Source organism: Streptococcus gallolyticus subsp. gallolyticus DSM 16831, assembly GCF_002000985.1.
In the GTDB taxonomy this organism is placed as follows: Bacteria; Bacillota; Bacilli; order Lactobacillales; family Streptococcaceae; genus Streptococcus; species Streptococcus gallolyticus.
In genome coordinates, this window is sequence record NZ_CP018822.1 from 2,401,140 (window position 1) to 2,414,399 (window position 13,260).

Below are 13,260 nucleotides of genomic sequence, written 5' to 3' on the forward strand. Positions count from 1 at the left end.
CCCAACCATTTTCACCACTGGTAATACTAGTACCACTGATAACGGCTGAAATTTATCCATAGTGTTGGCCATAAGTCAAACCAGTCAATGAAACAAGGGCTACACCATCACCGTCAACTGGTAACGTATCAGTAACAGTCATGCTTGTCGCATCATCACTCAAGTTAACCTTAACTTTCCATGTAATCACACCATCTGTGCTAGATTTCGTTGACGTTGCTGGGTTTTCATCACCATCCATTTTAACAACATTTGGATTGCTAGTATGGTGATAATCAACCTGGCTACTGTGATCCCCAGAAGTGATTGTATTTCTAAAATCTAATGTCGCTCCGTCACTCAACTTAGCTGTCGAAGCATACTCAAATGATACATTATCGGTTGACTCAAAATCAGACGTTAGTGTAATGACAAACTCTGTGTAATTAACACTATCATCCAAGTTTGCATAATCTGTATAAGACTCTGAAGACCGTTGTCTTGCTTTTAAGGTGAAATTCCCTTCACCAAAAATACTAACCAACTGCGTGTATAAATCTTCTAATTGTGATTTTGAATACCAATGAATCTCAGAATTCCGATTGTATGGTTCCATCAAAACATCAGTAAACGTCGTTCCTTTTTCAATCACTCCACTGTCAGGCATCGTGATTTCAGTTTTCCAATTAAGAACTTTGACATCAGAATCATCAGTATCTTCTTCACTCACAAAAGTCTTAGTCAAATCACCAGAACCTGGTACAGACGGGCTCGAAGAATCTTTTGTTTGATCATCAGTCGTTGTGGTATCACCGTCATCATCTAGGGTTACCGTATTTTTGACTTTAGAACTTGACCAACCAGTGTCACTCACATCTGTAGTGTAAGTGATAGTGTAGTTGTTAGTATTTTTTCCGTCTGAAACAGCATTAAATTTTATTTTAGAAACGTTACCAGAACTATCATACTGAATGGTGTAACCAGTATCGCTTGGAGAAATCTTCAAATCACTCGCTTCGCTAAGGAAACTATCTGTTAAAATAGCCCCTGCAATATCATTGCCATTAGGATTGACCGTGATTATCCAAGTGATTTTACCCGTGCTACTATCATATTTACCACTTTTCTTAACTTCATTTAGTTTTAAGTCAACACTTGTACTACTACTCGTCTCACGTTTATCACTATCGTCTTTAGAAACAGCATTGACAGTATTACTAACTTTCACGTCTTCACCAGCCGTTAAATCCGCAACTTTATAACGATAAGTGATTGTGTAGAAATGCCCAATTGCATTTCCGTCTGAATCCGTTCCACCACTTGTCAATTGATCCAAAGTTAGCGACCAAGTACCATTAGCCGTATCAAAAGTTGGACTTTTAGACACCGTCTCCGTGCTTGTAACGTTGCTTGTACTACCTGCATAAGTTGATTTTGTAATCGAAACATTATCAACAGAATCAATTGAAATACCAGAGGCTGTTAAAGTATCTGTTAAATCAATATTTCCAGGTGTTCCATACTTAGAATCTACCGTAATGGTATAAGTAATATACGGTGTATCTCCGTCGTATGAAACTGTACCAGTTTTTGATGTGGTTAAGTCGTAATTCTTTGTAATATCACTCGCTGGAATTTCAACTTTAACATCATCTGAATAAACAACAGTATACCCACCATCACTGGTCTTATGCTCTAAACCAAAGATTGCTTCATAATTAATATACCCTGTAGACTCAACCCCACTTCCCATTGATGACACGTAAGAATCGTCAAACGAAACCAAGATATAATATTTACCAGTTGACTCATCATAGTAAAATTTATATTTATAAGCTTCCGTACCATTACCATCACGACCAGTGTATTCTGTTCCGAGTGTAATGTCGGCACCAATTGAGGTATCATCTGGCAATGCGAGATAATAATTTTTTTCACTCGTCAAATCGGTTTGGTTAATCTTAAATGATAACTTTAATGAAATCGTCAATTCTTCCGTTGACAAGTCTTCTTGAACAGAGCTTTCGTCATAGCTGTATCCCGTCAAGTAATCTGAAAAGTCAGCATATGTGACATCTGCGACAGTATAGTTTGAAAAACTATCTGACTTAAAATCAACGCTTGTGACATTTTCTGAACTGTCTTGGTTAATCGTTGTATCAGTCTGTCCTGTGAGGTCCTCCACCTTATTGACATCATTGTCCACAAAGTGATAAAGCTTCCAGTTACCTCCGAGTTCAGAACTTGAAACGGCATTCTTAAAGGCGATTGAGACATTGACATCCTTACTTGGTTCAACTTCTTCACCACTTGCTGTGACAAACGAAATATCATATGTATAAGCTTGTGCCAAAGTTTGCTTTGTTTCACTCAAAACAGATGTCAGCTTGTCATTAATAGCGCTCGTATCTGATACTGAGCTGACTTTTAACGTAACAGGTTCTGAAAACGTATCATCCTCATACGTTACCGTCACCGTAACATCTGATGTTTCAGCACTTAAACTTCCTGCAGCGACAGAATCTGACGTTTCTGTCTCTGCTTCTGATGTCGTTGTGCTACTATCTGATGCTTCTGAACTTTCTGCTTGACTGCTTTCTTCTTGCAAATCTTCAGTAGTTGTTTCTTCCGAACTACTTACTGACTGAATAACAGAAGAACTGCTATCTGTACTAATTGTTAGCGCTGGCAAAATTAAAAGATAGGTTGTGCAAAAAACAATAGCAACCGATAATACTAAAGCAATTTTTGCAATAATACTATCTTGTACCCTCTTTTTTATCAGATTTGCTAGCTTAATCCCTAACTTCTTCATCCGACTCCTTTCTAAATAAATCTTTTTTCATTTATTCAATCGTTCCAATTCGTGTGAGCGGCCAAATTCTAAACGTTAGCTTGCCAACTAACTGTTCTTCACTCACAGTACCAACAGCGGTGTTACGCGAATCAATTGAGACACTTCGGTGATCTCCCATGACGAAGAATTTTCCATCTGGAACTTGATAAGGCAAATCAATATTGGTTTCACCATAAGCTTTCTCACCATCTGCAAGATATGGCTCATCAATCTTTTCGCCATCAACATAGACATTTCCGTCCTCGTCAATGTTGACCCATTGACCAGATGTCGCAATCACACGTTTCACCAAAACTTTATTATTGTAATAAAATGCAACGACATCACCCTGTTTCAAATTTTTACTACTAACAGAAACTACCATATCTCCAGCTTCTAGGTTAGGAGTCATTGAATTTCCATAGATTTGTAAAACTGGCAACCAGATTGTCGCCACGAGTACAGCAACAGCTGCTACTGTAAGCAACGTAAAGATTGTTCCTCGTAATGTTCGTATATAACGCTCGCGGTATTTCATTTTTCCTAATTCTTCCGAAAGCGCATCTGCTTTTGGTAAATCAGCTAATTCTACTTTCTGCGATTTTTTCTGAAATAAATGCTTCATCCCAAAAGTATCCTCTTACGATTTTTCACTATCTTCTTCGCTCGCACCCGCAAGACGCTTTACACTATTAAGGTAAACATTCGCAGCCGCTTGAGCTTCATCGAAAACTTTACTGATAGCCAACGCAGCTTCAGCAATCGAACCTGCCTCAGAAAGATTAATCTCGCGACGCTGCAGCTTGCCTTCTAATTCGTTAACACGCTCTTGAAGCTCTTCGATTTCTTTTGCTTGCTCAACTAACAGTTCAAATAAGTCTGAACGTTTAAGCTTTCTTAACTGTTTTGGATCAAGCACGGCGCCACCTCTTTCTAAATTATTTCCAAATCATTACCACATACTTTTTACGTTTTTTTTATATTTCACTTACTCTCTACGAAATATAAAAAACAAATCTCTACATTTATTTTTTTATATGTATAGTTTTTTAAATAATATTATAATGTTTTCTAGTTAATTTGACAATAAACTTTATACAAGTGATACATTTTTTAAGAAAATGTATCATCGTTTATAATTTTCTTAATTCTTAATATTTAATAACTGCTAATTTAGAATTATATTTGTCATTATCTCAACACTTGCTCACAAAATGATATGGCTTAATCTTTCAGAATATGATACAATGCTAACTTGATTGGATATAATTTTTTGTCTTTTCAGAAATATTACATTATTCAAGTAGAGGGGTTATTTTATGCCACATTTATCAAAAAAACAGCATCAAATTTTGGAAACCAAACATCGCTTATCTAAAGCACTTTATCTACTAGTTACTGAACGGCATTACGACAAAATCACTATCTATCACATTTTGGAAAAAGCTGGCGTCTCACGGCGAACCTTTTACCGACACTTTAATAGTAAGTCTGACTTAATGGACTATTGTTTAGATAACTTTATTGAGGGGTATTACCTCCAACGTGACAATTTTATATTAGCACAACAGGCAGAGGACGTTTTCCTCGTCACATTAAATTTCATGTACTATAATCGTGAATTTATCCGCTCACTTGTCGAAAGTGGACATTTCTCGCTTTTAACTGCAAAATTTAATGATAAATCTGAACTAATATATAAAACGATAAATCTCCCTTGGTGTGTTGAGGACACCGCAGATCATAACATTGATTACATCTCAAAAGGTTTATTCGGAGCTTATCTCAATGTTCTACAATTTTGGTTAACCAAAGATGAACCCGAAAGACCAGAACATATCGCCAAGAATCTTGCACTGCTTTTTAGTTCCATCCCAGGTTACTTTGACAACGTTTCACAAAACTCTAACAAAGATAACTAAGTTAATGGAAATTAAAGGTGTTTTTTTTTACCAGATTTTTCACTATTTATGAGAAAAGACAGTTTTTCTCATTTATTAACATATTGTAAACCTATAGTTGACAGTATTGTCAAACGAATTAACAATCTTATTACCAATAATTAGCTTTTTACACCTTTAGGGTTTACATTGGTATTGACAGTTGTTTAACAAGCTTTACAATTTTTGACATCGTTTCTCACTATAATCGCCCTTAGGTAACAATGTGTTGCAAAGCACACATTAGTCACTTTTTATGTTCTCGCAAGTTTATAACTACATGTTATCGTAGCACCAAAAAGCCTAGCATAGACAACGAACCTAACCCCAAGAGTTCGGCAAGAATCTAACAATTGGGATGCGGTTTATTATCCGTGCTAGGCTTTTATTCATGAAATTTTCTGTGGACAAGTCAAAGTATTCTGCAAATACGTAAAAAAAGCCGAAAATCACCAGCTTTTTTACACAGATATCAACATTTATTCACAGCTTGTGGATAAGTATGGTTATATACTGGGGATAACTTGTGTATAAACACGTCAAGAATCCCATAACATCAAGCCTTAGCGCTAATCCACAGATTTTGGAAACACCTTGTTTATAACTCATTTTTCACAAGAAGAAATTTTCATAAAACCCACTAAAAACCTTGATTTCAAGGGATTTCTAATATTTTCACTAAAAAAAGAAGTTGTGTACTTTTCCACAGCTTCTATTATTTTTAACTAAACTTCCACAATCTGGGAGAAATTGCTCAAGAATTTACTATTTTCTGTGCTATTTTCCGCTACCCTATGGCTTAAATTTACTATTTTTCTACTTATTTTGCGGTTCAAAACGAAAAAGAAAGAACCCCACTAGCGGAGTTCTTTCAGGAGATTATGAAAAAGAAAAGTTTTAGGATTGTTTATAGTATATAAAGGCTTGCTTAAACTTACCTTAAGCTAAAAAATTATTTTTCCGAATAAGGATAGCCCAAATGTTCATAAGCTTTTTCAGTTGCCACACGACCAGTACGGGTGCGCATAATAAAGCCTTTTTGAATCAAATACGGCTCATACATATCCTCAACAGTATCACGCTCTTCAGCGATATTAACGGATAGCGTTCCTAAACCGACAGGACCACCGTTATAAACCTCAATCATAGTACGCAAGATTTTCTGGTCAATGTAATCAAGCCCCTCATGGTCAACATCTAACATCGTCAATGCTTTATCGGTAATATCTTTTGTGATAATACCATCTCCCATAATTTGGGCGTAATCACGTACACGTTTTAAGAGACGATTAGCAATACGAGGTGTTCCACGACTACGTCGTGCCAATTCTTGGGCAGCTTCATGGACAATTTCCATTTCAAAAATATCTGCCGTGCGTTCAACAATTTCTGTCAAATCTTCAACGTCATAGTATTCCATATGCCCAGTAATGCCAAAACGAGCACGTAAAGGATTAGAAAGCATACCAGCACGTGTTGTCGCACCAATCAAGGTAAACGGTGGTAAATCCAAGTGAACACTACGACTAGTCTCGCCATTGCCAATCATGATGTCAATATAAAAATCTTCCATGGCGCTATAAAGCACTTCTTCCACAGCCATTGGCATACGATGAATTTCGTCAATAAAAAGCACATCACCAGGTTCCAAATCATTCAAGATAGCAACCAAATCACCAGCTTTTTCGATAGCAGGTCCAGATGTCTGTTTTAAATTCACCCCTAATTCATTAGCAATCACAAATGCCATTGTCGTTTTACCAAGACCTGGAGGTCCAAACAATAGCACATGGTCTAAAGACTCATCACGTAATTTTGCTGCCTCAATAAAGATTTTTAGCTGATTTTTAACCTTATCTTGTCCGATATATTCTTTAAAAAACTGAGGACGAAGCGTGCGCTCCGCAAATTCCTCATCACCCATAATATCATTATCTAAAATTCTGCTCATATCCCTATTATACCAAAACCAAGACCTACAGTGAATTGTTTAGCTAGGAAATTCCTCTAATAGCAATGATAACTAGCAATTTTATTAATAAAAAATTGTCATCAACTTAAACTAAACAGAAATTCCACCAAAATGAAAAAAATTGAAGAATGAATTTTTCCCCAATTTTTAATTTATAAACAAGTCAGTTTTTATCTAAAATAGCCTCTAAATATTATTAATTGCTATATTAACAGAATATTATTGCGAGCGAAGCGAGCACCAAAACGATACTTTGTGCCGCTTAAACAATCTGGGAGATTGTTTAAGGTTGCAGATAAGAGAAACGAAGTTTCTCCTACATCTCGGAAGTTTTAAGAATTCCTTGGGTTCCTTCAATAGTCCACTGGACTATGAACCTGCCGTCGGCTCAAAGCATCCAGTGGAAGGTTTGAGGTCTGAGCCTAGAAATAAAAAAGCGAGGAACCTAAGGAAAGTATCAAAAAAATATTTTTCCTTAAATCAAATCATCACGGCTGACTTGTTCAAATTTTTGGTCACCGTCATTTAATTTATCCCAGATGACAACTTCACCAGCTTTCAACGACTTTTGCACATCAATGATACGTTGATTAGAAGAGCCACGGAATTGCAACATTAAATTCTTCTTGGTAATATCAAAACGCCCGTCAACCAAAATATCGATTAAACTAAGCATTTCTAGCTTATCTGGCGTTTCTTGCATCATTTCTTCCCACGTATAACCTGTCCAAGACCAAATATCCTTTTCAGGCAATTCACGGCGCACGCGCTTGATTAATGGCAACAGAATCCCCGTATTAAGAAATGGTTCACCACCAAGAAGCGTTAGCCCTTGAACATAAGGTTGTGCCAAATCAGCCATGATTTGCTCTTCAAGCTCTTGTGTATAAGGCATACCAGCCTTGAAAGACCACGTTGCCGCATTGTAACAGCCTTTACAGTGAAACATACACCCAGAAACATAAAGAGAATTACGCACACCCTCACCGTCAACAAAGTTAAAAGCTTTGTAGTCAATGATTCGTCCTTGACTTAATTCCTCTGACTTCCATTCACCAGGCTCGGGAGTATTCCAATTTTTTTCTTCCATCCTAGCCCTCTTTCTATTTTTAATTTCCACTTATCCACAGGTTATTCTTCATCCAAATTTATCCAATAACGCTCGGTTGACTCACGGACATCCTCTAAAACACCACCATTTGCCAAAATCACCTTTCGGCTAGCAATATTATCCGTGTGACAAGTCACCAAAGCTTGCTTGATATTTTTCTTTTTAGCTTCTAGTAAACCTAGATGAAGCTGTTCCTTAGCCAATCCCTTATGACGCTCTGACGGACGAATCGAATACCCAATATGTCCCCCCTTATTTAAGAGATTATCATTTAGACGTAAACGTAAATGCAAAAATCCTAGAGCCCTTCCGTTATCATCAAAGGAAACAAATTGAATCGCTGGAACAAACATTGACGGCACATCAATACCCATTTCACTTAATTGATTTCTTTCAATCCAGTCCTCATAAACAAAGTTATCCACAGACCAAAAACCGCCGTCATGAGCAGATTGACTTGCCTCAAATTCTTTCATCATGTCAATAACAGCTGCTTTATCTGATAATTCAGGTCTTCGTAATTGCATAAACGGTACCTCTATTTGCTTTTCTTTTTAGCTTTTTCTAAAAACTGCGCTTTCAACTGATTAACACGCGCTTTTTTGTCAGTTTTCACATTTGAATGTTTTTCGTGAAAACGTTCAACTTGTTGCATCCCCTTATAATCTAACTGATATTTTCCCATATGCTTTCCTTTCATTAAACTATCTATTAATACAATAAAGAAGCTGGGACAAATGTCTCCAGCTTCAATATGTCCTGAAACTGTCTAAACCATATTTATTAACGCGTTTTCCATATTTGATATAAGTGATAGAAAGTCTCAAACAAGGAAAATGACTCGTTTAAAATAAGCAGGAAAAACTCCCAAACTGACAGGTTGGTGACTTTGTCAAGAACTGAGAGCCCTGTTATTTTCCCATTTTAAGCTTTATGTTTGCTGTAATCACCAGGATTTTTAATTGTTGAGCCGTTCATGTGTTTTACACGAGCAGAAATTTCTTTGTGACGACCATTTACCATTGGACGAGCTTGTGGGTTTCCAAGATAACCACAAGTACGTTTAACAACATCTACTGTTTTAGGGTCGCTGTTACCACAGTTTGGACAAACAAAACCACGTTCAGTTGGTGTAAAGTCACCTTCAAATCCACAGCTATAGCAACGGTCAATTGGCGTATTTGTTCCAAGGTAACCAACACGGCTGTAAGCATAATCCCAAACAGCTTCTAGAGCTTTTGGATTTTGTTGAAGAACTGGGTATTCACAGTAATGGATAAAGCCACCTGTTGCACCAGCTTCTGGATAAGCTTTTTCAAAGTCTAATTTTTCAAATGGTGTTGGATCCTTACGAACATCATAGTGGAATGAGTTTGTATAGTATTCTTTATCTGTAATGTCTTTAACGATACCGAATTTTTCCGTATCAAGACGGCAGAAGCGGTCTGTCAAGCTTTCAGACGGTGTTGAATAGATTGAGAAATGATAATCAAATTCATCTGACCATTCTGTACACAATTTTTTCATCTTACGAATGATATCAACTGTGAATTCTTTGGCTTCTGGGTTTGTTTCCCATTCTGGACCATAAAAGACTGTACCAACTTCGTAAAGTCCGATATAACCAAGTGAAACCGTTGCACGGCGATGACGGAAAAGTTCATCAACATTATCATATCTGCCGAGACGTTTACCAAAAGCACCGTATTGGTAAAGAATTGGCGCATTTGCTGGTGTCGCTTCTTTGACACGTTCTACACGGTAAACAAGTGCATCTTTAGCAATGCCCATACGTTCGTTGAAGATTTCCCAGAATTTATTGATGTCGCCATTTGATTCCATAGCAATACGTGGAAGGTTTACAGTCACAACACCAAGGTTCATACGACCTGAGTTAACTTCGACACCATTTTCATCTTTCCAACCTTGTAAGAATGAACGGCATCCCATTGGTGCTTTAAATGAACCTGTCAATTCAACGATTTTATCGTATGAAAGAACGTCTGGATACATACGTTTTGTCGCACATTCCAAAGCTAATTGTTTAATATCATAGTTTGGTGTTCCCACTTCAAGGTTAAGACCACTCTTCAAAGTGAAGATAAGTTTAGGGAAAATAGCTGTGCGGTGTTCACTACCAAGACCTTTAATGCGGATTTCAAGAATCGCTTTTTGAATTTCACGTTCAAACCAGTTTGTTCCTAGACCAAATCCAAGAGAAGTAAATGGTGTTTGTCCGTTTGATGTAAACAACGTATTGATTTCGTATTCAAGACTTTGCATAGCATCATAAATGTCTTTTTTCGTTTTTGTACGAGCATAATCTTCACGACGGTCTTCTGCTACCCAATCTTGAGCATCTTTAAGGTGTTTTTTATAGTTAAGTTCAGCATATGGTGCCAAAAATTCATCGATACGGTCAGCTGTACAACCACCATATTGGCTTGACGCAACGTTCGCAATGATTTGTGAAATTTGCGCTGTTGCAGTTTGGATAGATTTTGGACTTTCTACCTCAGCATTACCAATCTTGAAGCCATTTGCAAGCATACCCTTGAAATCAATCAAACAGCAGTTTGTCATTGGAGTGTATGGGCTGTAATCAAGGTCATGATAATGAATATCACCTTTTTGGTGAGCATTGGCAACGTGAGCTGGCAACATTTTAAGACCAATTGATTTACCAACAATACCTGCAGTCAAGTCACGTTGTGTATTGAAAACTTCACTATCCTTGTTAGCGTTTTCATTGACGACAGTTTGGTCTTTGTTCAATAGTTTATCAATCGTAAAGTTGATGTCTGTCGCTTGAGAGCGCGCAAAATCACGTTTTGTACGATAATTAATATATTCTTGTGCAATCGCATATTCATTTGCTTCTAAAAGCTCATGCTCAACGATATTTTGAATTTCATAAATTTTGACATTATCTTTGAAGCGATCAAAGATTTCAGCAATGATGTTATCTGAAATAGCTTCCAATTTTGCTTCAACAACTGGTGACATTTTTGTCACATTATTACTTGCTTTAACCAAAGCGTTATAAATTTTATCTGCATCAAAGTTCACAGAACGTCCATCACGTTTGATAACTTTGACAGCTGGTTGAGTCGCAATTGTTTCTTTTTCTAATGTAATCATATGAACACTCCTTCTTACTCGTCTATTATAACACGTAAGAAAAAAAAATCAATATCTTGTGGTCATTTTTTTATTAGACCACAAGATATTGCGTTTAGTCTCTATTTTTTATGATAGACGGTAAAGCCTGATACACCGCTGATTGAGACCTCTTCATAGTTTGAAGAAATATCATTTTTTATCGTATCAGAAATTTTTTCATCATTATTAACAATAATATACGACGCTAGATTTTGTAATAATTCATCTTCTAATGTTTTTTCATTAGATGTTTTAGTTGTATTCACAACAGGTGATGTAAATTGTGAACTACTTGCTAATTGACTCTTAATACCAATCTTAGATGACGTATCCCAGACGTAAATCGTATCATCACTAGATGTTTGTTTTTTCAAATAGCTTGCAATAGTCGAGCGTTCACTATCAGTACCAGATGACAAGAAATAAGAAACCACAGGTTGTCCTACACCGATAATAAGCAACAAAATCGGCAAATAAAGATGACGACTTAGATATAATCCAAAAATGCCTTTGTCATCACTAGATGATTTCTTACGACGATGTGATGTTTTCGTCAAGCTGCGTTGATAACGTTCACCCAATGCCATTGCGGTTAACAACAAACCAAAAGGCAATACTGTTAACAAATGATAGAAATGATAACTTTGTGACAAAAGGTCAATAACTAAGAATCCTAAGAAAACAAGGAAGATAAGCCATTTAGATACCTTGTCACTAGCTCCCTTGATGATTTTTCCAAAAGTAAGAGCACCAAGTAAAATCCCTGAAACTAGAGCCACAACAACTTGGAATAGCAATGTCAAGATAAAATTACTATCACTTGTCGCAAAATACGTAAATTGATAAACAATTGCTTGAGAAATATAGGATGATAACACCTGCAAATTCAGGATAAAGTAACCAACTGTGTAAAAGACAAGAATTGTCCCGAAAATGATACACAATAATTGATAAAATCCTCGAGCGAAATGTTTTTGTGTTAAATTATAAACGATAATGGTTAGGAAAGAAAGTCCCCAGAACACCAAAGTACGTGGCTCTAAAAGTATTGCTGCTGCGCCAGCAAATCCATAAAGGATAAAGGCTTCGTCTTTGATAATATCCGCAAAATATTTTGTTAGGAACCACAAAGATACCATGACAAATGGCATCGCAAATTGGATAGGGTACAGACCACCAAAACCAAGAGCAATGTTTAATAGGTAAAAAATACCACTAAAAGCAACTGCTACACGTTGGCTGCTAGTAAAGTAATTAACCAATTTATAGAAATAGATTCCTGACAAGTAGAACGTTGCAATTTGAATTGGCACCAACCACAACGTAGAACCAAGATAGTAAGCCAAAGCAATCAAAGCATAATAAAGGAAACCACCTGTCGCAAACATATCTGTAAACGGAAGTTGTCCTTTAGTAAACATTAAACCAATGTAAAGGTTTTGAGATTGCACACTATTTGCCATATCTGTAAAGACTGGCATTGATACAGACAAACAACTAACAACAACACTCAATATTAAAAGGTAAAGTTTATGAGGTTGTGGGACTTTTGTTCTTCTAGACGCCTCTTGGTGACTTTTGTTCTCACTAACCTTACGAGCTGAACGACTTGAACGGCTGTAAGATTGTGCAGTACTCTGATCTACATTTACTTGTTCTGATGTATTCACTTATTCTCTCCTTGAATTGTCATACTTTAAGTATAACAGAAACTAATCATTAGTCAATTTAGGGAGTATAGCACAGTAAACTAAAATTTCCCTAAAACGGTGATAAGGCTTGGTTTTATAGCGCTTCAAGAAGCTTCTTTCTTCTTGGCTCAAACACGCTTTCTTTGTCATGATTCACACCTCCTTTACTTAGTATTCGTAAAAGAGCATGAAAAAAAGCATAGGCACAACCTATACTTCCCTTCAACATATCAAGACAATATTAGTCCTCATCTAAAAAGCTATTGAAAACTTCTTCAATCATATCCCACTCAGCATCTGAATCTTCAGGAATTGGTTGAAGGTCTCCTTCAGTTCCATCTTCATTTTCAGTAAATGAGTAAGCTTGAATTTCAATTTGTCCTTGTTCATCTTCTTCAGCACCCGCTGGTACCAAGAGAACGTAGTTTTTACCAAATTCTTCACGACCATCAATAGTCAAAAGAATTTCAAAAAGTGTTTCATTACCTTGTTCATCTACAAGTGTAATAACTTCATGTTCGTGATCATGATTATGATCGTGATTATGGTTATGTGCCATAAAGTTTCTC

12 protein-coding genes are annotated in these 13,260 nt (G+C 36.6%); 1 reads left to right on the forward strand and 11 read right to left on the reverse strand.

Annotation, left to right across the window (positions count from 1 at the left end):
* Window positions 1-52: 52 nt before the first annotated feature.
* Genes BTR42_RS12770 through BTR42_RS11990 form a run of 3 tightly spaced genes read right to left on the reverse strand, consistent with a single transcriptional unit; the run spans window position 53 to window position 3,734 of the window.
* Window positions 53-2,794, reverse strand: a complete 2,742-nt coding sequence (locus tag BTR42_RS12770; RefSeq protein WP_174564811.1) for a hypothetical protein — start codon at window positions 2,792-2,794, stop codon at window positions 53-55.
* A 31-nt stretch (window positions 2,795-2,825) separates the two neighbouring features.
* Entirely contained in the window at window positions 2,826-3,440 is a 615-nt protein-coding gene (gene lepB / locus BTR42_RS11985; protein WP_074658600.1) for a signal peptidase I, read from the reverse strand.
* A 15-nt stretch (window positions 3,441-3,455) separates the two neighbouring features.
* Window positions 3,456-3,734 (reverse strand): DNA repair protein, encoded by a 279-nt coding sequence (locus BTR42_RS11990; protein ID WP_077497910.1) that lies wholly within the window; start codon window positions 3,732-3,734, stop codon window positions 3,456-3,458.
* 400 nt (window positions 3,735-4,134) lie between these two features.
* Here BTR42_RS11990 and BTR42_RS11995 point away from each other — a divergent pair, with 400 nt between their 5' ends.
* On the forward strand, window positions 4,135-4,737 hold the full coding sequence (locus BTR42_RS11995; protein WP_077497912.1) for a TetR/AcrR family transcriptional regulator: 603 nt from the start codon (window positions 4,135-4,137) through the stop codon (window positions 4,735-4,737).
* A 970-nt stretch (window positions 4,738-5,707) separates the two neighbouring features.
* Here the strand turns inward: BTR42_RS11995 and ruvB are convergent.
* The 8 genes from ruvB to BTR42_RS12025 form a co-directional block, all read right to left on the reverse strand.
* Entirely contained in the window at window positions 5,708-6,706 is a 999-nt protein-coding gene (ruvB, locus tag BTR42_RS12000) for a Holliday junction branch migration DNA helicase RuvB (RefSeq protein WP_077497914.1), read from the reverse strand.
* 496 nt (window positions 6,707-7,202) lie between these two features.
* Complete coding sequence (gene nrdG, locus BTR42_RS12005) at window positions 7,203-7,817, reverse strand: anaerobic ribonucleoside-triphosphate reductase activating protein (protein ID WP_003066866.1); 615 nt, start codon at window positions 7,815-7,817, stop codon at window positions 7,203-7,205.
* A gap of 41 nt (window positions 7,818-7,858) precedes the next feature.
* On the reverse strand, window positions 7,859-8,365 hold the full coding sequence (locus tag BTR42_RS12010; RefSeq protein ID WP_077497916.1) for a GNAT family N-acetyltransferase: 507 nt from the start codon (window positions 8,363-8,365) through the stop codon (window positions 7,859-7,861).
* A gap of 11 nt (window positions 8,366-8,376) precedes the next feature.
* A complete protein-coding gene (locus tag BTR42_RS12725) occupies window positions 8,377-8,523 on the reverse strand; it encodes a hypothetical protein (protein WP_013852326.1) in 147 nt (48 codons plus the stop codon).
* A 239-nt stretch (window positions 8,524-8,762) separates the two neighbouring features.
* On the reverse strand, window positions 8,763-10,979 hold the full coding sequence (gene nrdD, locus BTR42_RS12015; RefSeq protein ID WP_012962622.1) for an anaerobic ribonucleoside-triphosphate reductase: 2,217 nt from the start codon (window positions 10,977-10,979) through the stop codon (window positions 8,763-8,765).
* A 101-nt stretch (window positions 10,980-11,080) separates the two neighbouring features.
* Complete coding sequence (locus tag BTR42_RS12020) at window positions 11,081-12,670, reverse strand: glycosyltransferase family protein (RefSeq protein ID WP_077497918.1); 1,590 nt, start codon at window positions 12,668-12,670, stop codon at window positions 11,081-11,083.
* 42 nt (window positions 12,671-12,712) lie between these two features.
* A complete protein-coding gene (locus BTR42_RS12945) occupies window positions 12,713-12,841 on the reverse strand; it encodes a hypothetical protein (protein ID WP_099046295.1) in 129 nt (42 codons plus the stop codon).
* Between the two features lie 91 nt (window positions 12,842-12,932).
* A complete protein-coding gene (locus BTR42_RS12025) occupies window positions 12,933-13,250 on the reverse strand; it encodes a DUF1292 domain-containing protein (RefSeq protein WP_006531413.1) in 318 nt (105 codons plus the stop codon).
* Between the last annotated feature and the right edge of the window lie 10 nt (window positions 13,251-13,260).